Consider the following 21,752-nt stretch of genomic DNA (forward strand, 5'->3'; position numbering starts at 1 on the left):
AAAAGCTACCGGAGGTTTAGTTCAACAAGGGTTTTGCAATAGTGGGGCGAAACTGCAAAATTCAACGGTTGTTCTTCGGTTTAACTTTTGTGCAAAATTGAAGATTTGTGCTTCGATTGCCCCACCATCACAAAGCCCCGAAACGTTGTGTACAATTAAATTAAAAAAGAGGTGAATTTAGAAGAAATAGTTAGGGCAACCTATGAAGAGGTTAAAAATACAGATGACAAAGGACGATTGGCATCTTATATTCCTGAGTTGGTTAACGTTGATTCGGAAAGTTTTGGAGTATTCATATCAACAATTGACCACACTAATTTTGGTATTGGCAATTTTAACGAAAAATTTTCGATTCAGAGTATTGCAAAAGTACTTTCACTAAGCTTAGCATATAGTATTCTTGGCGAGAAAATTTGGACAAGACTTGGAGTAGAACCTTCAGGAACAGCATTTAATTCTCTAGTTCAACTTGAAGCAGATAAAGGCATACCTCGAAATCCCTTTATAAATGCTGGAGCAATTGTTATTTCAGATATTCTACTTAGCAATCTGAAAAACCCAAAAGAAGAATTTTTATCTTTTATTAGAAGCATTTCCAATAATTCAGAATTAAACTATTCACGCAATATAGCTGCTTCAGAAAAAAGCGTAGGATTTCGAAATGTGGCATTATGTAATTTCATTAAATCCTTTGGAAATATTGAAAATGAACCCTCAGATGTTCTTGACTTCTATTTTGATCTTTGCTCTCTTGAAATGAATTGCAAAGAGCTTTCAGAATTATTTTTGTTTTTAGCAAACAATGGCTGTGACATATTTGCTAACAACTCGATACTTACCAAAAGCCAATGCAAAAGAATAAATGCACTAATGCAAACTTGTGGCTTTTATGACGAATCTGGAGAATTTGCCTTTAAAGTTGGACTTCCTGGAAAGAGTGGTGTTGGAGGAGGGATTGTTGCAATCCATCCAAATCATTATGCGATTGCAGTTTGGAGTCCGAAATTGAATGAAAAAGGAAATTCATATAAAGGGATGAAATTTCTTGAAGAGTTTACAACAAAATCTCAGTTATCGATATTTTGAGATGAAATAGCCATGATTGAAACAAATCACCAACCGAAGATGATATTATAACCAATCTGGCGTATTCCATGTGACCCATAAAAATAAATAATAACACATGAAAACTGTACACAACATGTGTTTTGCAAAATTTCGGGTTTGAGGTGGAACTAAAGTTTTTGGGTAAATACCGCAAAAGCCAATCATATTGGCTTTTTTATTAAATTAGCAAATATTAGTGGCTTTTGCTACGTTTCGGCTGAATTGAAACTTAACGCTTCAATTCTCCGCAACTTCGCAAAGCACAGAAACGTTATTTGAAACCATTTAAGAACGAATCAATCCAACCAAAAATTTTAAACATTTATGAACTTTGACTTAGCTGACGAATTAAACGAATATTTAAACGAGAATAGACTTGGTGAGGCAATTGATTTAACTGAAAAGAAATTTAACAAATTACCTAAAACTGAGTTTAATAATATTATTAATAGAAATTTAAAGCCTTTAACTGAAAATATTGTCGAATATATTTCAACATTTTATACTAATCATAAAAGTGATTTCAATATAAAAGCAATTTATTCTGAAATGAATGGATTCACAATAAATTATGATTTGTGGTTTATTGACTTATTTGCATATACTGAGATTGGAACTTTAGAAGATTTAGATTGGTTGGCAGATTTTGAAACTTCATCAGATGAAAGTTAAATAATTTTATACTTTTAAACCGTACTGTTTTCGGGGGAGCTTACACACTAATAACAAACCAATGAACAATCATAATCAAAATACAAAGCCTCAGAAAGGCCAAAATAAACTTTGGTCTTTCTTAAAAAAGAATGGATTTACGGTTCTTATGCTAGGCTTGATGGCCGCCATGTTCCTAAGTCCTGACTTTAAAGCTTTTACCATACGTGGACTTATGCTAACGGGTTTATTCAATCCAAAAATTGAATCGAACGCGTCAGAATCTGAAAAGCTTCCACCAGTCGAATTTGCTTTTGCGAATGAGAAGGGTGAAGTTCAAACGATATCCTCCTTAAAAGGGAAGGTGGTCTTTATTAACTTCTGGGCCTCTTGGTGCGGCCCTTGCCGCGCAGAGTTTCCTTCGATTCAGGCATTATACAAAGAGTTTAAAGACGATCCAAATGTGTTTTTTTTGCTTTTGAATGAAGACTCCGATCTTAGTCTAGCTAAAAACTACTTACAAAAGGAGCACTTTACAATGCCTTTTTATCAGACGCTCGGACCTGTTCCAAGTGAAGTGTACAAAGGAGTTCTACCTACAACGCTTGTCTTAGATAAAAACGGGAATATAGCACTTCACCACAAAGGTTTTGCCAATTACGACGCCCCAAAGTTTAAAGAGCAGCTTTCTAAATTGATGGCGGAGTAAGTCGCTACAGAGAAGATCGTTTTAATTTTGTTAGAATAAATCTTACCTTCGCCTTTTCAAGCCTTTTTTGTTGCAATCACATCGAAATAGAACAGAAAAGGCGACTTTTTATGGGAATATTAACAAAAGAAGCTTCAAAAAGAGTTTTGACCGCACTGCTAGTTCTAGTGGTGGGTTCGCTTTTTTATGGACAATCGAAACTAGATTCCTTAATCTCTGTTATTGATAAAACCATTGAGAATGAGGCGGATTATATTTCTTCGAAATCGAAGGCGATTGAGAAAATTAAAAAGCAGCTTCTTAAAACAAAGTCTTTGAAGGAGCGCTATTCACTTTATCTTTCGCTAGGAGAGAACTATCAAGTTTTTGTAGCCGACTCGGCGCAGCATTACTCCAATTTAGCCATTGGACTAGCAAAGGAGCTAAAGGATCCTTATAAATTAAACCAAAGTCGGATTCTACTTGCAAGTGTAGAGTCTAAGACGGGAATGTTTCCAATCTCTTTAGATATCTTAAAACAGATTGATCAGAGCGTCATGGACACAAAACAAAAGATTGCGTATTTAAAAACGCTTTCTGAGGTTTATATCTATTGGATGGAATACCAACAAGGACATGATACGCAGGGGCTGGTGCAAAGAAGAGATGAGGTTAGGGATTCTTTGATTGCCATACTTCCTGCTTCCTCCATGGAATACGCGGTCAATCTAGGCACGAAATACATTGAACAAAACCGCCTTGATGAGGCCGAGAGAATCCTTCGAAAAAATTACGAGTCGGGCAAAGAAAACACGAGAGACTATTCTATCTACATGTCCATTCTAGCCTATCTTTATGAAATGAAAGGACAGAGAGATGCGCAGATGCACTATTTAGCGCTTTCTGCTATCTCCGATGTGAGAGGCTCTATTATGGAGAACTTGTCGCTTCGTACGCTTGCTGTAAAGCTTTATGAAAAGGGCGATTTTCAAAGAGCTAACTTTTACATCAAAAAGAGTTTGCAGGACGCAAACCTTTTTAATGCAAGACTTCGAAATCTGCAGGTCTCTCGAATCCTTCCCATCATTGACAAAGCCTACGAAGAAGAAAAGCTAGCGCAGCAGCAAAGACTAAAGTCCCTGCTTATTGTCGTGACTATTTTGTCTATCGTTCTTCTAGGCGCTGCCGCTTTAATATTTCGCCAAATGAAGAAGGTTTCTCGTTCTAAAAAAGAGATCTCTTCCATCAATGAGAAATTAGTCTCTTTAAACCAGGAGCTTTTTCTCGCAAATGAGAAGCAGGCCCTTATGAATGAGAATTTGTCTGAGAGTAATCTTGTAAAGGAGCAGTATATTCATAGTTTCTTAGAAATGTGCACGGAGTATATCGCAAGACTCGAAAACTTCAAACGAATTGCAGGCGGAAAACTTCGATCCGGGCAGGGCGCTGAACTCTTAAAGATCGTAGAGTCCTCCCAGATGGTCAATGACGAGTTAAAGGAACTCTACCGCAATTTTGACAAAGCCTTTTTGAACGTGTATCCAAATTTTATGTCGCAGCTCAATGCCTTACTTCGCACAGAGGAGCAGTACGAAGAAAGGCAGGACGGAAGTTTAAACCATGAACTTCGTGTGTTTGCTTTAATTCGTCTGGGAGTAAATGACCAAAATCAGATTGCCACCTTTTTGCATTACTCGGTTCGAACCGTGTACAACTACCGAAGCAAAGTCAAAAACAAAGCGATTAACCCAGCGGCCTTCGAATCTCAAATTCTAGGGATTGGTCTTGAAAATGACACGATTTAAAAGCCAATGTGAACGGAATTTTAACGAATATTAAGACGTAAAGTTTACTTTAGGTCTTGGACTAAAATTCTTTATATGTTTGAATATAAACCCATTAGGGTTTATATCGATTTGTAATTCTTTACTTTGGCCTTCCCCCAAGTGGAATCGCGTGAGCAAATGCTATACTTTTGGACTAGATCGTAAAAGGTCCTCTTCGAAGCTTTTTTTTCAGCTTTGAAAAGCCAAAATCTAAATAGCAGATGAATACAATTTCTAAATTTGAGAGCGAGAATTTCCAAAGGATTCCGCTTGCCTTTCACTCGAAGATCGTTTTCCCACTAGTTCTCGTGGTTCTAGGTTCTGGGATACTTAAAGCCCAAGAGATTCCAAGTGATACCACAGGTAAGGAGCAGCTGATAGAACAGGTGGTTTTAATTGGGTACGGAAACGTAAAGAAAGGAGATGAGACCGGAGCTGTGACAGCCATTAAGGCAGATCAAACGACCAAAGGGTTTGCTCCTAACGCGCAAGACATGTTAGTTGGGAAAGTAGCTGGAGTTCACATTGTAAGCGAAGGGGGATCGCCAAGTGGCGGATCTGTCATTCGAATTCGTGGAGGCTCTTCTCTTTCCGCAAGCAACGATCCCCTCATTATTGTGGACGGGGTTTCGATTGACAACCAAGGTTTAGGCGGTGCAGGAAATATCCTGAACGCGATTAACCCCACCGACATTGAATCCTTCACCATTTTAAAAGATGCTTCTGCTACAGCCATTTATGGGTCGAGAGCGTCCAATGGAGTTATTTTAATTACAACCAAAAAAGGAAGATCAGGCGGACTACGAGTCACGTTTGATGGGAACATGTCCGTATCCACTCCAAAAGACGGAATTGCCGTCTTAGATGCAGAAGAGTTCCGCTCGTTTATTAATTCGCGTTACGCGAACCAAGGAAACTTTGAGGAAATTCTTTCCAAACTTGGGACGTCCAATACAGACTGGCAAAAGCAGATTTTCCGCACGACTTTTAATTCTGAAAGCAATTTAAGTTTACTAGGATCGATTGCAGACAAAGTTCCTTTTCGCGCGTCCTTAGGATACACCACACTGAGTGGAACCTTAAAGACTTCCGAGATGGAGCGCTACACGGGAAGCATCTCGCTTTCTCCCAGCCTTTTTGAGGATCATTTGAAAATTAATGTAAATGCCCGAGGCATGAGCATTAAAAATAGGTTTGCCAACCAAGGAGCCATTGGGGCGGCCATTTACATGGATCCCACACAAAGTGTAATGGATCCAACCAGTCCTTTTGGAGGTTACTACTCTTGGAGAGGAAACGATGGGAATCTAATTCAAGTCGCAACGATCAATCCAGTGTCTCTACTCACCATGGCTAGCGACGAGGCGCGCGTAGATAATTTCATCGGAAATGCACAGTTTGATTACAAGGTTCACTTTTTACCAGAGCTAAAACTGAATTTAAATCTAGGACTCGATTACTCAAAGAGCGACGGATCAAAATTAATTCCAGCACTTGCTCCCTCGGATTACTTGTACGGAGGGCTTAATTCGTCTTGGGATCAGCAAAGAAGAAACTCAAGTGTGGATTTCTATGCCCAATACATCAAAGATTTAGGCTTCTTAAACAGTAGGTTTGATTTGATGGGAGGGTACTCCTGGCAGCATTACTACCGGGAAGGGAGTAACATCGGACATCGCGTTTCAAGATTCGATGAGTTTGGAGATCCCCTTTTAATTAGTACCAATGATTACGCATCTGAAAACTATATTGTATCCTTTTTTGGAAGACTGAACTATACGATTAACGACAAATACCTGTTCACCTTTACCCTTAGAAACGACGGATCGTCCCGTTTTGCAAAAGAAAACCGATGGGCCTTATTTCCATCCGCAGCCTTTGCTTGGAAGCTAAGTGACGATTTGTTCAAAGACTCAAGCGTAGTTCGCGATCTTAAACTAAGATTAGGGTACGGGGTCACAGGACAGCAAGACATTAACCAAGGAGATTATCCTTACTTAGGAACCTACGAGCACAGTGTCGGAAACGAAGCGAGCTACTTGCAAGGCTATAACAACGGAGAGCCGATTTGGGTTTCCCTCCTTAGGCCTTCCGCTTACAATCCCAACTTAAAATGGGAATCGACTGAGACTTACAACATTGGACTTGACTACAGTTTCTTTAATTCACGTTTGGAAGGAGCAATTGATCTTTATCAAAGAAAAACAAAAGACTTAATTAATGCGGAGACCAAAGTCGCCGCAGGAACCAACTTTAGAGAGTTTGTTGCCGCCAACATCGGTACGCTCGAGAATAGAGGAGCTGAGTTTTCCCTAAACAGCAAACCGATCCAAACCGAGAATTTTTCTTGGGATCTTGGCGGAAACATTGCCTACAACGAGAACACCATTACTTCTCTTAGTTACGGCGACGACAAACAAACGATGCGTCGTTATTCTGTAAACGTACATAAGGTAGGGTACGCCGCAGGGATGTTCTATTTATACGAACAAATCTATGACACCAATGGAAAACCAATCGAAGGGTTTTACAAAGACCAAAACAACGACGGTCTTATAAACGAGAACGATTTAATTACGTACCATAACGCGACGCCCGACTATACCTTTGGGATTAACACCAAATTTAGGTACAAAGCATTTGACCTGTCGATGGCTAGCCATGGTTCCCTTGGAAACTACAACTACAATTCCATTGCAGCAGGAGCAGGCGCTTTAAGTTCTTCTTCAGTCTACGCCAATGAGTTTATCGTAAACCGCGCAGAGAGTAGCCTTTACACCCAGTTTGAAACGAGTCACAATACTTCTAATTACTACGTGGAAAACGCCTCGTTCTGGAGAATTGACAACATCACCTTAGGATGGAATTTCAAAGGCCAAAGTGGGGCACACCGAGGAGGTAGAGTATACGCCGTGGTACAAAACCCGCTTATAGTGACCGACTATTCCGGACTCGATCCGGAAGTGTTTGGAGGCTATGACGGCAATATTTACCCAAGACCTGTTACCTTCCTTTTAGGTACAAGTATTAATTTTTAAAATCGGACTTAGATGAAAACCTATAAATTATTATTCGCCCTTTCTTTCTTATCGCTTGGAATTTTAAGTTCTTGTGTAAGAGATTTGGACACCGAGCCTTTAACCGATTCCATTCTGACGCCAGAGGACGCTTGGGCAGGCGAGGGTTCTTACGAGCAATTTGCCGCTAAAATCTATGCAGGCTTTTCTCTTTCAGGAAACGAAGGCCCTGCCGGAATGCCAGACATAAACACAGGTGACCAAGGAGAAGCCACTTTTTTACGCTCGTATTGGAACCTGCAACAATTAGGAACAGACGAAGTGATGGGCGCTTGGGACAATGAGACCCTAAGAGGGATGCAGTTCAACCAATGGACTTCCAGCAACAGCATTATCAATCTTAATTACACTAGAATTTACTTGAATATCGCTTATGCGAATGAGTTCCTACGGGAAACCACAGCGGAAAAACTTGCTGGTCGAGGAGTGGATTCTGCTCTTGCGAGCAAAGTGGAAGGACTACGAAATGAAGTAAGAGTTCTTCGCGCTATGAGTTATTACTTTTTAATGGATCTGTATGGAAACGTGCCTTTCATTCCTGAAGAATCGGGAGTAGGGGCCTACTTACCGGAACAAAAGGATAGAAATTTCCTATTCACTTTCATTGAATCCGAACTAAAGGCGGTGGAATCTTCGCTTCCTTCCAACGGAAAGGTGAACTATGGAAAAATCAATACGGCAACTGCTCAAATGCTTCTTGCCAAAATGTATTTAAATGCAGAGGTTTATATAGGGGAGGCCAAGTACTCAGAAGCGATTTCTGCTTTGACCAAGATCATCGGGGGAGGCTTTAGCCTTGAGCCCAATTATAAAAACATTTTTGTGGCAGACAATGACCTATCCCCTGAAATCATTTATTCTTTTGTCTACGACGGAAGAAGAGCAACCACCTACGGAGGAACAACGTTCCTTATCGCAGGAGCTCTTAAATCGGATATGGATCCCCAAGGGAACTTTGGATTTTCTCAGGCTTGGTCAGGAATTCGCTCGAAAGAAACCTTATCCAATCAATTTGGAGAAAACGACAACCGCGCCCTTTTTTGGAAGCAGGACCGAACCAAGGAAACCACGGAATGGTTTGATTTTGCGCAAGGTTGGTCCGTCACTAAATTCACAAACAAGAAGAAAGACGGATCCGATGGATCCAGCAACGTGTTTGCGGATACCGATTTTCCACTCTTTCGTTTAGCCGATGCGTACCTGATGTACGCAGAAGCCGTCGTGAGAGGGGGAGCCGGAGGAAGTAGGTCCACAGCCCTTGGGTATGTGAACGCCCTTCGCCTTAGAGCAAATGCTCCACTCATCGGAGACAGCGGTCTTACCCTTGATTTCTTATTAGATGAAAGATCAAGAGAACTCTATTGGGAAGGACATAGAAGACAGGATTTAATCCGCTTTGGAAAGTTCACCAAGAATTATGCGTGGCCATGGAAAAACGGAGTCTACAGTGGAATTGCTACGATTGATGATAAATTTAAACTTTATCCCCTTCCGTCTCAAGAACTCACCGCCAACCCGAACTTAAAACAAAACCCAGGATACTAAACGAAAAGAAATTATGAAAACGATCCCGCACTTTTTTGCTCCGCTTCTGCTTCTCCTAGTCCTACTGGGTTGTCGAGAAGAGTCGCTTCTGACCCTAGATGAGGTCAGTCCAAGTGAGCTTAAGCCTTTGGCGCAATCGGAGTTTACCCTTTCAGAACCCGTAAGTGGACAAAATCCCCTTGTGTTTACAGCGAATTGGAGTGAAACCGTCTTTCGTTTAAGCGAAAGTTCTAGTCCTACCCCTGGAGGCCCTGTCAGCTACAATCTTGAAATTGACCGCAAAGGAAATAATTTTGCAAGTCCAAGTGTCCTAGCGGCCACTTCAGACTTATATGCCCATGTGTTAACGAAAGATTTAAACCAGCTGCTTTTGTCTTCCTTTCAGGCGGACCCCCTAGAGCCTACCGAACTAGAACTTCGAATCGTAGCCTACTACGGAGAAAACAAAGCAAGCCAGGCGATTTCAGCAAACACGGTGGATTTAAAAGTTACAGTCTTTAAACCCGTGGATACGGTTCCTTCCATCTACTTAATAGGAGACATGAACGGTTGGAACAATACAAGTACAGAATTTATCATGTACCGAGATTCCAACGCCGTGAGTGACCATACCTATACCTACACAGGTAGACTGGCGGCAGGTACGTACTTTAAGTTCACACCGGAAGAATCTCTAGGTACCTACAAAGCGTATGTTAGAAAAGACGATTCTACTCTTGCCTACGAAGAGGCAGAAGGCGGAGCCTTCTTCAACGAAGTAGAACGCTACGTAACCATCACAATCGATACAGAAAGTCTGACCTACAGCATTGTGGACTTTGATGTTGCAGGCAAACCTACCTTTAGTACGTTAGGTCCTATTGGAGGCTTTACCAACTGGGATAACGAGCCGCCAATGACTAAGTCCCCTTACGATGCGCACCAATGGAGTGGAACCTTTGATATTACCGTGGCTACCGCCCTTAAATTCAGAGCGAACAAAGATTGGGCAAACAATTGGGGAGGAAATGCAGAAGATCACCCTTACGGAAAAGGGGTCTTCGATGGAGCAGGAACGGATATTTCCCTTCCTGGAACCTACAAAATCCATTTCAACGATTTGACCGGTCATTACGTGATTTTAAAACAATAAAAAAGAGTTAAGGACATGAAAACAATACGCACTATATTCTTCCTAGTACTGCCCTTACTTGCACTAGTGAGTTGTGAACGTGAATACCACGAGGAGCAGGGAGGCGTGGTTCTTACTGCGCCAGAGCTAAACCCCCTTGCAAGCAATTCTTGGAGTTTGGAAAGACCTGCAGAGGGTGAAGATCCCCTTGCAGCAAGAGTAAGCTGGAGCAAAGCGAAGTTCTCGTTTGAGAATGGAGATTACATCCATGCGGACGACACCAAGTATACTCTCGAAATAGACCTTGCCGAAAGTGATTTCTCTAGTCCACTTATTCTTGGAGAAACGCAAGAGCTCTTTTTTGACGTACATGCGCAAAGCTTAAAAGCCGCTATTGATCAGTTGGTGGGCGCTGAATCCACAGAGGTGCATAACTTTAATCTTCGGGTACGATCGGAATCTTCTCACGGACTGAGCCTTTCGAACCTAGTGCCGGTCTCGATTAAGAGTTATCTACTTGTAGATCCCTTTGTTTCTAATATCTACTTGATTGGAGATATGAACGGATGGGATCCGTCCAATACGGATTACATCCTGTTTAGAAATTCCAATGACTATAAGGATGGCGAGTATACCTATACAGGCTATTTCTCGCAGGGAAGTTATTTTAAAATGGTTTCTGAAGAAAATCTAGGAGGCTACGATAAAATGTACTGCGCTGGAGAAAATGGAGAGTTAACCTTTGGAGATCTAGGTGCTTTCTATGTAGAAGAAGGATACCACACGATCACCATCAATACCCTTGATAAAACCTGGACGATTGAAAGTTTTGACGGCAGTTCAAAACCGGTTTTCCAAACCCTAGGACCCATCGGAGGCTTTAGCGGATGGGATAACGAACCCCTTATGACTCAAAGTTCCTTTGATCCCCATCAATGGAGACTTGAGTACGAGTTTACAGAATCGAGCGCCGTGAAATTCAGAGCGGATCATGATTGGGGGAAAAACTGGGGTGGAAACGATGCAGAACTCCCTTACGGACTTGCGGTCTTTGACGGCCCGGGAGCTTCCCTAAACGAAACAGGAAACTATAAAATTTACTTTAACGATTTAACGGGTCACTATGCTTTAATCAAGCAATAAGTAAAGGCCACAATTCACTATAAAATTGAATGAACATGAACCGATATAAATTATTTTTTCTAAGTCTTGTCCTACTGCTATCCTTCGCAGGTTGCGATCGCAGTTCGGATGCAAAAGGACAAGAGATTGACAAGGGACAGGTAAGTCCTGTCTCCATGGACAACAAAGTCATCTACGAGTTAAACGTAAGAAACTATTCTTCGGAAGGCTTTAAAGGAGTTGAGAAAGACCTAGCTCGACTGAAAGATTTAGGGATTGATATTATTTGGCTTATGCCAATTCACCCCATTGGAGAAGTGAACCGAAACGGATCGCTTGGAAGTCCATACGCTATCAAGGATTATACGGATGTGAATCCTGAGTTTGGAACTAAAGCAGATTTTAAGGCTTTGGTGGAAGCTGCTCATAGCCAAGGAATGGAAATTATGCTAGACTGGGTTGCTAACCACACGGCGTGGGATCACCCTTGGGCGAGCGAGCATCCGGATTATTACTCTTACTCCGACACGGGAGAAAGACCTTATTCTCCAGAAGGATGGCTTGACGTGATTGAGCTAAACTTTGATAATCCCTCCATGCGTAAAGAAATGATTGACGCCATGAAGTACTGGGTTACAGAATTTGATATTGACGGATACCGATGCGACGCCGTTGTGTTTACCCCGGTCGATTTCTGGGCGGACGCCAGAGCGGCTATCGATCCGCTAAAAAAGATTACATGGCTTGCAGAAGGCGACCAGCCCGAATACATGAGCGTATTTGATTACGATTATGCTTGGGATTTTAGTGCAAAACTAACGCAGTTTGGTACGGGGAGTGATGTAGGAATCTTAAAAACGGCAGTTCAAGGACTGTTTGACAACCCTGCTTACAAGGACAAAGGAAGAATGATCTACTTAACTAACCACGATGTGAACTCTCATGAGAATACAGAGTTTACTCGATTTGGAGCCAACGTACTTCCGTTAAGCGTATTTTATTTTACCGCTTATGACATGCCCCTTATTTACAATGGACAAGAAATCGGAATGAACAAAATGCTTAGTCTTTTCGATTACGATCCGGTGTTATGGGAACCCGCAAATAAGATTTACCTTAATTTATTTAAGGATTTGACTTACCTTCGTCGTACGCATCCTGCCCTAGAAGCCGGTAAGAATCGGGGCGCTATTAAGTTTATTGAGACCAGCGATTCTAAAGTTCTAAGTTACACGAGGACAAGAGGAGACAAGCAAGTTTTTGTAGTCTTAAATTTTGGAGCCGTGGCATCCCAGGTGCAATTTCCAGAAGGAATGCCTAGTGGAGAGTTTACCGATCTGTTTTCAGGAGAAAAAGTATCGTTCCCTAATTCCAAAGGACTTACCCTTATGGAGAAAGGCTACAGTGTATTTGTAAAGTAAAAAATGTAATTCGATATAATGAAGTTAAGACTAAGTGTAGTACTTTTATTTGTACTCTCCATTAGCCTTTCGGCGCAAAAAGTATTTAAACTCTCTTCCCCGGATGGGTCCCTTGAACTTACGTTTCAAGAGAAAAAAGGAGAAGTGTATTATTCCCTTAAAAAAGACCAAAAACCCGTTCTTTCTAGTTCAAAGCTAGGCTTTGAATTGAAAGAAGGAGAGCTGTCCAAGAATTTTAAAATTGTGGATACGAAAACTTCGTCTAAAGATGAGACTTGGTCTCAAGTCTGGGGCGAAGAGATTGATGTTAGAAATCATTACAATGAACTTTTTGCAGAACTGAAACAGAAGAAGGGAGAGAAGTATGCTCTCAATCTTCGTTTCCGAGTCTTTAACGACGGGATTGGTTTTCGCTACGAGTTTCCAAAACAGGCCAAGCTAACGAAGTTTACGATCGTGGATGAATCCACAGAGTTTAACTTTCCAAGCGAAGCTAAAACTTGGTCACTTTCGCACAAAGCGGAGTTCTACGAAGGACTATACCGTGAAATGCCGCTGTCAAAGTTAGATACGGTAAAAACGCCACTAACTCTTGAAACAAAAGAGGGATTATTCTTAGCTGCGCACGAAGCGAATCTAACGGAATTTGCTTCCCTTAATCTATTCCCTAAGGAAGGAAATTCAACTCATTTGAAAGCTTATTTGACTCCTTGGTCCAATGGAGATAAAGTGTACGCAGAAACGCCCTCCGTATCGCCATGGAGAACTCTAATCGTTGCAAAGTCTGCAGGAGATTTAATGCTATCCAGACTGATGCTCAACTTAAATGAGCCTACCCAAATGGAAGATACCTCGTGGATCAAACCTGGTCGCTACATCGGAATCTGGTGGGGAATGCATATGAAAACCAATACCTGGGACATGGGTCCAACCCATGGCGCAGAAACAAGCAATGTACTTAGGTACATTGATTTTGCTGCTAAGCATAACTTTGCAGGCGTTCTCGTAGAAGGATGGAACAAAGGCTGGGAAGACTGGAAAAGCTTTGAGTTTTCTACTCCTTATCCTGATTTTGATATCAAGAAAATCACCGACTATGGAAAGTCAAAGGGCGTTCAACTCATTGGCCATCATGAAACCGGAGGAAGCACAATTAACTACGAGAAGCAAATGGATGCTGCATTTGACTTCTACAATAAGTATGGAGTAGATGTGGTAAAAACAGGCTATGTAGGAGGTGTCCTTGATGGAAAAGAAAACCACGGAAGTCAATATGGAGTAAGACATTATCGAAAAGTAATTGAAAATGCTGCGAAGCACAAGATCATGATTGATAACCATGAACCGGTTATGCCTACTGGACTGCAAAGGACTTTCCCGAATTTAATGACGCAAGAAGGAGTTCGCGGCCAAGAATGGGACGCGTGGTCTAAAGACGGTGGAAATCCACCGAACCATACCACCATTATACCATTTACAAGAGGACTCGCAGGTCCTATGGACTTTACTCCCGGTACCTTTAATTTCAATAATCCTGTGATTCCAGGGACTCGAGTATGGACTACACTCGCTAAACAGCTTGCCTTGTCTGTAATTATCTATAGCCCCCTTCAAATGGCCTCCGATGAAATTGAAAATTATGAAAACAAACCTGCATTTGAATTCATAACCAAAGTGCCAACCACCTTTTCTAAGACGGTAGTACCTGCTGCTGAAATTGGGCAGTTTGTGACCATTGCAAGAAGAGACGTAAACGGAAAAGATTGGTACATCGGAAGTATTACCAATGAAAAACCAAGAGATATCAAGATCCCTTTAGATTTCCTTGAAAAAGGAGCAAGCTACAAAGCAAAGATCTTTAGAGACGGACCTGGGGCGGATTACAAAACGAATCCTTATCCGGTCGTAATTGAAGAGAAAATAGTGTTCGATAAGGATATCCTAGAGTTCCACCTTGCCCCAGGCGGTGGACTCGGTATCCTACTAATAAAGCAATAAAAGTAAAGTTTAAGGATTACCAAATTGCGGCCACTCTAGAAATAGGGTGGCTTTCTTGGTGCGGATAAAGCTAAACTAATAACTGAACTTGTACGCGAAGGCCGAAAGTTGAAAAGAATCTATGCTTATATAGGGTGATGGAGGAACTCACTCGCTATCTAGTGGACTATTTTTTTTATTGTTGTCCGATAAAAGAGTAGCCAAATAAATGGCTACTCAATTTTTAGTAAGTTTGAAGTTCCAACACACCAAACTACTATGGGTAAAAGTACGTATTTTTCGTTAAGAATTCTGAGACTACTTCAGAAATTCAATACTACTTACATATCCACGGAAAGGATAACTTTAGTTTGATCCTAATTAATTTTTCATTGTTGTCCGATAGAAGTATTCTTTTCTGCAATCGGCAGAATTTTGGCTGTGCATCGTTTAACAGTAAGTAGTTTTGTGAAACGCCAAAAATTGAGAATATTAATAAATTCACCTTTGTTTTGTTACGAGATAAAATTAAAATCACCCTTGTTTTGTTACGTGAATTTCATATATTTGGGTTTGTTTTATGATAATGAAGAGTTTTAAACGACATATTTTTGATGAATTGGTTCTATGGAAAACAAGTCCCAATCCTAAACCGCTGATATTAAGAGGAGCTCGGCAAGTAGGGAAAACAACCTTGGTTCGTGGTTTTGGGGAAAGTTATTCTCATTTTATAGAGCTAAATTTAGAAAAAAGCGAAGATGCCAATCTCGTAAGTCGGAGTGAAAGTGTGCAGGAATTGATTGATTTTTTGGCATTGAAAAATGAAATTTCTCCAAAAGATTTTCCGAAAACACTGCTTTTTATTGATGAAATTCAAGAATCCGAAAAGGCAATTTCTTTTTTGCGTTATTTTTATGAGGATTTACCGAAACTGAATGTAATTGCTGCTGGTTCTTTGTTGGAACATACTTTAAAGAAGACGAAAAATTTTCCAGTAGGTAGGATTAATTATCTATATCTGTTTCCTTTAAATTTTCAAGAGTATCTGGAAGCACTTGGAAAAAAGAATTTATTAGAACGGTTTCGGAATATTCCTATTGACGATATTGCCCACGAACTGCTGATGAAAGAATTTCAGACTTATTGCATTATCGGTGGAATGCCCGAAATTGTTGCTAGCTATGTTGCACATCAGGATTTGCTCGCACTTCCAAAGATTTATGAAAGTATTTGGAATACGTATAAAGACGATGTGATAAAATATGCAGATCGCAAATCGGAAGAAAAGGTGATGAAACACATCGTCAATACCGCCGCATCCTATGTTGATCAACGGATTAAATTTCAAAATTTTGGACATTCCAATTATAAATCAAGGGAAGTGAGTGAGGCGTTCAACAATTTGGATGCAGCAAAGGTTATTCAAGTCATTTATCCTTGTACCAATGTAGAACTACCTATTCTTCCAGATTATAAAAAATCGCCTCGATTACAGTTTTTAGATACAGGAATTTTAAATTTCGACTTAAATATACAAGCTGATTTGTTGCTGATGAAAGATTTAAGCGACGCGTATAAAGGTGCCATAATTCCGCACCTTATCAATCAAGAGGTTTTATCTTTGAATAAAACCAATTACAAAAAGACCAACTTTTGGGTACGCGACAAAACGCAATCGTCGGCAGAAGTGGATTTAGTCATTGCGCACGGCAAATTCCTGATTCCTGTAGAAATCAAATCGGGGAAAACCGGAAGTTTGAAATCCTTGCATCAATTTGTAAATCAAGCACCTCATTCTTATGCAGTCAGAATGTATGGAGGAAAATTTAGCATTGAAGAAACCATTACACCAGAAGGAAAATCTTATTTACTGATGAATTTGCCCTATTATTTGGGAACTTATTTAAAACAATATATCCACTACTTTATTACAAAAAGTCACTAGTATTCCATTAAAATTGAGACGATTTAAAGGGGACAATAGTGTAGTATTGTTGTATTCGCCCTACGAACTACAAATTACAGACTCATGTAGGAGTTTGTAATTTTGAGGCAGTAGATCGGCTAGATTCTGATGATTGATATTCCTGATGTTCTCGAGAGTGTACTTGAGCCATTCATATGGGTTTACGTCGTTTTTTTTTGCAGGTGAAAAATAGGGAGTAGATCATAGCTGCCCTTTGGGCTGCCTCATGACTACCTGCAAAAAGGTAGATAGCAAAGAAAAAGATCAAATTGGGTAAAATCGGAGTGTACACCTTTGGGCTTTTTGCGGGCTTCTTTTCAGGAGTGTTTTCTGCGGGAGGCCCCCTTCATGTAGTTTGCTTGGAAAACTCAGTCAAAGAAATCAAAACCTTTAGAGCGACCATGATTGGGCTCTCTGCTGTCACCACTGTCACAAGGATTCCAGCATTGGCAATCAGTGGAATCCTAACCACTACCCATTTTCGAATGACTCTTTTCGTTTTGCCTGTTTTCCTGTTTGCGCAGTTTTTAGGCAAACGTACCTTCACTAGAATTCCCGAACTATTCTTCCGGAGAATTCTGACAGTTCTGCTTTGTATTTCAGGAGTGTTACTTGTAATTTGAATTAGTCCACTTTTAAGGAAGTCAATACCTGAAGGAACATTGGAACTAGCCAAGTTAAGTGATTTACGAATTAACGTATGATGTGATACCATGACCGATTTTTACCCGAAAGCTAATTGATCTGTTTTTATAGGTGAAAGTGCATAGTTGAGTACTATTTTGTTATATTTGAAAGGAATGTCACCCTAATTGATGGGAAAGATTATCAGGCAATTTTCAATTACCAATACAAAATTAAAATTCTATGGCTGCTTCACTTCTTATAATTGGAATAATCGCCTTTGTCTGGCTTTTTCCTTTTTTTATTATTTTAGGTTCAAGACGAACGACTGGAACTGAAAAGTTTGCATGGATTCTTGCCGTTATTTTTGTCTCTTGGTTTGCTTGGATCTTTTACCTGCTTTTAGCACCTATTGGTAGAAGAAGACAAGTATAAGGTAAGGTGTTGAATTGATTTGATGTTACTTGTTGTGCAAACGAAGAAATAATTTAAGATAATACATTCATTAAATTATTTTACCACTCTTGAAGCACCGTATTATATCACTTAAACTGTAGGATATTAAAAGTGACAACAATCATCAGCTAGGATTTGATTTTATTATTAGAGGAAATAAATGAACCTACAAGAGGTACACTAAAGCCATCTTCTTTTTGTATTTTCGCCTAAAGAATAGAATTGCCCATGAACCCTTTACTTGCACAATTTAAAAAGTTTGGATCTTTTTCGCCTGAGGTCGAATCTGAATTTAATAGTCGTGTAAAGCGCTTTGATAAAAAGAAAGGGGATTTCTTTTTGAAAGAAGGGCAAATAAGTTCAAGCATTTTTGTTCTTGAGAAGGGGCTAATCCGTGCCTATTTTAGGAATGGGGATAAGGAGTTCAACACTTGGTTTGCCCTAGAAAATGAGCTTGTAGGATCTGTTTTCCCCTCTTATTTGGACAGGCCGTCGTACGAGTATATCCAGTTTATGGAAGATAGCGTTTTGTTTTCCATCACTGTAGAGCATTTGAACTATTTTTACCAATCCTATCCAGAATTAAACCTAATCGGAAGAAAAATAGCAGAGCAGCTTTGTGGCATCTTAGAAGAGCGAATCATTGAGCTTCATACCCAAGATGCGAATCAGCGTTATAAAATGTTACTTCAAAAATCTCCTGAAATACTTCAACGTATATCACTAGGACATATAGCTTCTTATTTAAGCATTACTCAAGAAACGCTAAGTCGCATTCGAAGCCAATTTTGATGTATGTCAAAAAAAAGAGTGGAATAAGGACGTAATTTTGCAGTTGAAATAAAATACAAAATGAAGTATCTCTATTTATCGCTAGCCATTATCTTTGAAGTGATGGGTTCTAGTTTTTTGAAAGCATCCAATGGGTTTAGCAAGTTAATTCCGTCGAGTATAACTGTTGTCGCTTATATTGCTTGTTTTTTCTTTTTGTCCCAAACCTTGAAGCATATGCCTTTAGGCGTTGCTTACGCAATTTGGGGAGGACTTGGAATCGTTTTAACAGCAATTATCTCGGTAGTCCTATTTAAGCAACCTTTAGACTTGCCAGCAATTCTTGGAATAGTACTGATTTTAATCGGTGTGGTTGCTATGAATGTCTTTTCAAAAACAGCGGGGCATTAGGAGGAATTCCAAATTTAAAGGTATCCCTATAATGAAGGATAGTTCGCGCTGAGAAAAGGGATTCCTTCTTTCAAATTGCGTACAAGTGTATTCTTGCGAATCCCATACGAATGGTCTTTCTTTTTATAAGTAGTCTAGAATGGATTAATTAGTTGATTTGCAATCTTTATATTCTATATTTACATGCTCAGAAAAACTTAAATTTACATATAGTTTTGAAGGCGTTTTTTAGAAAATGAAGGGTAAACAGTCATCAATAGTGATTCTAACTTTAATGCGCGCCTTTGGAAAGGATCCAGATAGCAAAAGCTTAGATTTTACACAGGATTTTATTACGAATAAAACCTAATTTGTTGGAATTGGAGGGGAAAAAAGTTGGAGCTCCACCGTATTTAATACAAACCATTACTCCACCGGTAGGAAATTCAATCAGTTTGATTTTTACCTAAATTTGTTGTATGATTTTTAATAGATGAAAGTTCGATTATTTCTAATATTTCTCTTTTTTAATGGCATGGCGCAAGCAGCACAACATTTTGAATCCACGGTACTGGCTTCTGGTGGATCATCTGACTATCAGATTTACCATCGGCCAAATGCAACGTTTGCAGAAAAAGAGTGTGCTGAGATTTTAAGATCTTATTTTAAAAGGGTGACCGATTTCGATCTACCTATTCAGACTGAACTTACTCCTGAATATTGGTCAATTCTTGTGAAAATCTCACCCTCCAGCAGCAAGCGCAAGTCAAGTTTAAATGATGATTTTGAAATTAGAAATGAGGCTCGAAATTTAATTATTTCAGCATCGACAAGTGAAGGGCTTTACAATGCGACTTACCAGTTTATTGAGTCCGTACTGGGGTGCAAAAAATGGGCGCCAAACGAGGAGGCCTTCTGTCCAGAAATTGAAAATTTGGTTCTTGATTTACCCTTCAAAATCAAATCTAAGAGAGCCTTTGCTTACCGTGAAGTCTATGGCCTAGCCAACCTAGACAAAGAATACCTTAGATGGCACCAGCTACAAAACCTGAATGAAAATTGGCTACTCTGGGGACATTCCTTTGAGAATCTAGTCCCTTCATCCCTTTTTGATAGGCACCCAGACTATTTCGCGTACTTTGAAGGTAAGAGGACTCCAAAACAGTTGTGCTTAACCAATGAAGCTGTTTTTGAGCTCAGCAAGCAAAAGATTAAAGCTCTACTTAAACTGCATCCTGAGGCAAAATACATTTCAGTTAGCCCAAATGACACGGGCGAATACTGTCAATGCGAAACCTGCTCCTTGGTTTCAAAAAAAGAAGGTGGGCCCCAAGGCCCACTAATACAATTTGTCAACCGGATTGCGAAAAGATTCCCTGAGTATAAAATAGCGACCATTGCTTATCAACAATATAGAAATGCACCGCTTAAAACGAAGCCTGCAAAAAATGTTGTGGTTTTAGTCAGCACAATAGAGGTAGATCGAAGCCAACCTATTGAAAAAGAACCTTCTGCTCAAAACTTCCGAAAGACCCTAAATGACTGGCTAAGCCGTTCTCCAGAAGTCTGGATCTGGGATTACTATGCTCAATTTACAAACTATTTAGCCCCATTCCCCGACTATGCGAATTTAGGTCCAAATATAGCCTACTATCACACGCAAGGAGTCAAAGGAGTCTTCGCTCAGATGGCGGAGCAACATTATAGTGACCTTAGTGAACTTAAAAGCTATCTATTGGCTAAGTCGCTTTCTAATCCCAATAGTGATATTCAAAAATTAACTTCTGAGTTTTTGAAGGGGTATTATGGCCCTAATGCACAAATAGTAGAAGAGTATATTGCGGATCTACTAAACAAGGTCAAGGAAAGTGAAGCCAGGCTGGATGTCTATGGGAATCCAGTAATGGCTTTAAAGACTTTCTTACCTTCTTCATTCTTAGAGTCAAACCGGAATAAATTAGAAAATGCAATTGCTAGCACCCAAGAGGAAATCTACCATACCCGTATTGAACGCCTACTTCTATCCACTATTTACGCGCAATTACAACAGGCAAGACAACTTGGATATCAGCCCTACGGGCTCTATCAAGAAGAGCAAGGGAAAGTTTATAGTAGTCCCCAAATCCGAAAAGAGGTCTCACGATTTTTTCAAATAGTAGACAAGAACAAAATCACGCAATTGGCAGAATTTGGACTCAGTGCTTCGCAGTACAAAAAGGAGTGGAATTCCCTACTTAATCATCCCCCACAAATAAATAAGGCGCGAGGAATCATTCCAAAGTTTGAGACGAATTGGATTCCCGATTACCCTGCTGTAGAGGAAAGGACACTAACGGATGGAATCCACGGGTTTCTTGATTTTAGTTACAACTGGCTCCTATTCGAGCAGTCAGTAGAGTTTACAATGGATGTGGCAGCAATTAGCCCTATAAATTCGATTTCAGTCCAATTTCTTGAAGATCCAAATCATTGGATTCATCTACCGTCAACCATTGAAATCTGGACCTCCCATAATGGGATCGATTATAAATTAGCAGCGCAAGAGAACCATATACAAGGCAGTGAAAAAGAGGAAATACAGATAAAATCCTTTCACTTTAGTATGGGTGAAGATTTTCGCTACTTAAAATTAAAGGCATCCACGGCCGATATTTTATCTTTAAAAAAGAGCACAGTGGATAAAAAACCAATCCTTGCCCTTGATGAAATATTCATCCAGTAAAAGAATCTATCCCTCTAAGGGTACTCTTTCAATAGGGATTTATCATGCCTCTATTTATGGAGAGTGATTCCCAGTTATATCATTCATTTTGTTACCTTTGATAATCGACTTCTTAATTGCATGCGCAGTTTTGAGGATCATAACAAAATAACCCCTAAAATCAAACTATGGTTTCTCTCGTTGTTCTTGGATTAATTGCCTTTGTTTGGCTTCTACCTGTTTTTGCGATTATGGGTTCAAAGCGAACTCGTGGAAATGAAAAGCTAGCCTGGATTCTTGCTGTCATTTTTGTTTCATG

General features: G+C 40.0%; 16 protein-coding genes and 1 pseudogene. 16 read left to right on the plus strand and 1 reads right to left on the minus strand.

What is annotated here, in order from left to right:
* The first annotated feature begins 171 nt into the window (after nucleotides 1–171).
* From ACX3PU_RS09905 to ACX3PU_RS09955, 11 genes are all read left to right on the plus strand, one after another.
* On the plus strand, nucleotides 172–1,086 hold the full coding sequence (locus ACX3PU_RS09905; RefSeq protein WP_459084878.1) for a glutaminase: 915 nt from the start codon (nucleotides 172–174) through the stop codon (nucleotides 1,084–1,086).
* 345 nt (nucleotides 1,087–1,431) lie between these two features.
* Entirely contained in the window at nucleotides 1,432–1,779 is a 348-nt protein-coding gene (locus ACX3PU_RS09910; RefSeq protein WP_459084879.1) for a hypothetical protein, read from the plus strand.
* Between the two features lie 61 nt (nucleotides 1,780–1,840).
* Nucleotides 1,841–2,467, plus strand: a complete 627-nt coding sequence (locus ACX3PU_RS09915; RefSeq protein ID WP_459084880.1) for a TlpA family protein disulfide reductase — start codon at nucleotides 1,841–1,843, stop codon at nucleotides 2,465–2,467.
* A 110-nt stretch (nucleotides 2,468–2,577) separates the two neighbouring features.
* Nucleotides 2,578–4,251, plus strand: a complete 1,674-nt coding sequence (locus ACX3PU_RS09920; RefSeq protein ID WP_459084881.1) for a DUF6377 domain-containing protein — start codon at nucleotides 2,578–2,580, stop codon at nucleotides 4,249–4,251.
* A gap of 242 nt (nucleotides 4,252–4,493) precedes the next feature.
* A complete protein-coding gene (locus ACX3PU_RS09925; protein WP_459084882.1) occupies nucleotides 4,494–7,310 on the plus strand; it encodes a SusC/RagA family TonB-linked outer membrane protein in 2,817 nt (938 codons plus the stop codon).
* Nucleotides 7,311–7,322: 12 nt separating this feature from the next.
* The gene (locus tag ACX3PU_RS09930; protein WP_459084883.1) at nucleotides 7,323–8,894 is read left to right on the plus strand and encodes a RagB/SusD family nutrient uptake outer membrane protein; all 1,572 of its coding nucleotides are present in this window, start codon (nucleotides 7,323–7,325) and stop codon (nucleotides 8,892–8,894) included.
* Between the two features lie 13 nt (nucleotides 8,895–8,907).
* Nucleotides 8,908–10,026, plus strand: a complete 1,119-nt coding sequence (locus ACX3PU_RS09935; RefSeq protein ID WP_459084884.1) for a SusE domain-containing protein — start codon at nucleotides 8,908–8,910, stop codon at nucleotides 10,024–10,026.
* Nucleotides 10,027–10,041: 15 nt separating this feature from the next.
* Entirely contained in the window at nucleotides 10,042–11,148 is a 1,107-nt protein-coding gene (locus ACX3PU_RS09940) for a SusF/SusE family outer membrane protein (RefSeq protein WP_459084885.1), read from the plus strand.
* 35 nt (nucleotides 11,149–11,183) lie between these two features.
* Nucleotides 11,184–12,548 carry an alpha-amylase family glycosyl hydrolase gene (locus tag ACX3PU_RS09945; RefSeq protein ID WP_459084886.1) on the plus strand — a complete coding sequence of 455 codons (1,365 nt, stop codon included), beginning with the start codon at nucleotides 11,184–11,186 and terminating at the stop codon, nucleotides 12,546–12,548.
* 18 nt (nucleotides 12,549–12,566) lie between these two features.
* Nucleotides 12,567–14,546: a glycoside hydrolase family 97 protein gene (locus tag ACX3PU_RS09950; RefSeq protein WP_459084887.1), complete on the plus strand. Its 1,980-nt coding sequence runs from the start codon at nucleotides 12,567–12,569 to the stop codon at nucleotides 14,544–14,546.
* Between the two features lie 565 nt (nucleotides 14,547–15,111).
* On the plus strand, nucleotides 15,112–16,470 hold the full coding sequence (locus tag ACX3PU_RS09955) for an ATP-binding protein (protein ID WP_459084888.1): 1,359 nt from the start codon (nucleotides 15,112–15,114) through the stop codon (nucleotides 16,468–16,470).
* 60 nt (nucleotides 16,471–16,530) lie between these two features.
* On the opposite strand, the pseudogene ACX3PU_RS09960 reads toward ACX3PU_RS09955, so the two are convergent.
* Nucleotides 16,531–16,738 (minus strand): annotated as a pseudogene (locus ACX3PU_RS09960) (transposase domain-containing protein); the annotation flags it as partial.
* 76 nt (nucleotides 16,739–16,814) lie between these two features.
* On the opposite strand from ACX3PU_RS09960, the gene ACX3PU_RS09965 reads away from it, so the two are divergent.
* From ACX3PU_RS09965 to ACX3PU_RS09985, 5 genes are all read left to right on the plus strand, one after another.
* A complete protein-coding gene (locus ACX3PU_RS09965; RefSeq protein WP_459084913.1) occupies nucleotides 16,815–17,114 on the plus strand; it encodes a hypothetical protein in 300 nt (99 codons plus the stop codon).
* A 244-nt stretch (nucleotides 17,115–17,358) separates the two neighbouring features.
* On the plus strand, nucleotides 17,359–17,550 hold the full coding sequence (locus ACX3PU_RS09970; protein WP_459084889.1) for a hypothetical protein: 192 nt from the start codon (nucleotides 17,359–17,361) through the stop codon (nucleotides 17,548–17,550).
* Between the two features lie 249 nt (nucleotides 17,551–17,799).
* Nucleotides 17,800–18,363 carry a Crp/Fnr family transcriptional regulator gene (locus ACX3PU_RS09975; protein ID WP_459084890.1) on the plus strand — a complete coding sequence of 188 codons (564 nt, stop codon included), beginning with the start codon at nucleotides 17,800–17,802 and terminating at the stop codon, nucleotides 18,361–18,363.
* A 60-nt stretch (nucleotides 18,364–18,423) separates the two neighbouring features.
* Nucleotides 18,424–18,753 carry a DMT family transporter gene (locus ACX3PU_RS09980; RefSeq protein WP_459084891.1) on the plus strand — a complete coding sequence of 110 codons (330 nt, stop codon included), beginning with the start codon at nucleotides 18,424–18,426 and terminating at the stop codon, nucleotides 18,751–18,753.
* 514 nt (nucleotides 18,754–19,267) lie between these two features.
* A complete protein-coding gene (locus ACX3PU_RS09985) occupies nucleotides 19,268–21,454 on the plus strand; it encodes a DUF4838 domain-containing protein (protein ID WP_459084892.1) in 2,187 nt (728 codons plus the stop codon).
* The last annotated feature ends 298 nt before the right edge of the window (nucleotides 21,455–21,752 follow it).

It is taken from the genome of Chryseobacterium sp. A301, from assembly GCF_054489425.1.

What these genes read in the sequence shown, in the direction of transcription:
- ACX3PU_RS09910 (WP_459084879.1), top strand. Translation starts at nt 1,432, where the DNA reads ATGAACTTTGACTTAGCTGACGAATTAAACGAATATTTAAACGAGAAT.
- ACX3PU_RS09915 (WP_459084880.1), top strand. Translation starts at nt 1,841, where the DNA reads ATGAACAATCATAATCAAAATACAAAGCCTCAGAAAGGCCAAAATAAA.
- ACX3PU_RS09920 (WP_459084881.1), top strand. Translation starts at nt 2,578, where the DNA reads ATGGGAATATTAACAAAAGAAGCTTCAAAAAGAGTTTTGACCGCACTG.
- ACX3PU_RS09925 (WP_459084882.1), top strand. Translation starts at nt 4,494, where the DNA reads ATGAATACAATTTCTAAATTTGAGAGCGAGAATTTCCAAAGGATTCCG.
- ACX3PU_RS09930 (WP_459084883.1), top strand. Translation starts at nt 7,323, where the DNA reads ATGAAAACCTATAAATTATTATTCGCCCTTTCTTTCTTATCGCTTGGA.
- ACX3PU_RS09935 (WP_459084884.1), top strand. Translation starts at nt 8,908, where the DNA reads ATGAAAACGATCCCGCACTTTTTTGCTCCGCTTCTGCTTCTCCTAGTC.
- ACX3PU_RS09940 (WP_459084885.1), top strand. Translation starts at nt 10,042, where the DNA reads ATGAAAACAATACGCACTATATTCTTCCTAGTACTGCCCTTACTTGCA.
- ACX3PU_RS09945 (WP_459084886.1), top strand. Translation starts at nt 11,184, where the DNA reads ATGAACCGATATAAATTATTTTTTCTAAGTCTTGTCCTACTGCTATCC.
- ACX3PU_RS09950 (WP_459084887.1), top strand. Translation starts at nt 12,567, where the DNA reads ATGAAGTTAAGACTAAGTGTAGTACTTTTATTTGTACTCTCCATTAGC.
- ACX3PU_RS09955 (WP_459084888.1), top strand. Translation starts at nt 15,112, where the DNA reads ATGAAGAGTTTTAAACGACATATTTTTGATGAATTGGTTCTATGGAAA.
- ACX3PU_RS09970 (WP_459084889.1), top strand. Translation starts at nt 17,359, where the DNA reads ATGGCTGCTTCACTTCTTATAATTGGAATAATCGCCTTTGTCTGGCTT.
- ACX3PU_RS09975 (WP_459084890.1), top strand. Translation starts at nt 17,800, where the DNA reads ATGAACCCTTTACTTGCACAATTTAAAAAGTTTGGATCTTTTTCGCCT.
- ACX3PU_RS09980 (WP_459084891.1), top strand. Translation starts at nt 18,424, where the DNA reads ATGAAGTATCTCTATTTATCGCTAGCCATTATCTTTGAAGTGATGGGT.
- ACX3PU_RS09985 (WP_459084892.1), top strand. Translation starts at nt 19,268, where the DNA reads ATGGCGCAAGCAGCACAACATTTTGAATCCACGGTACTGGCTTCTGGT.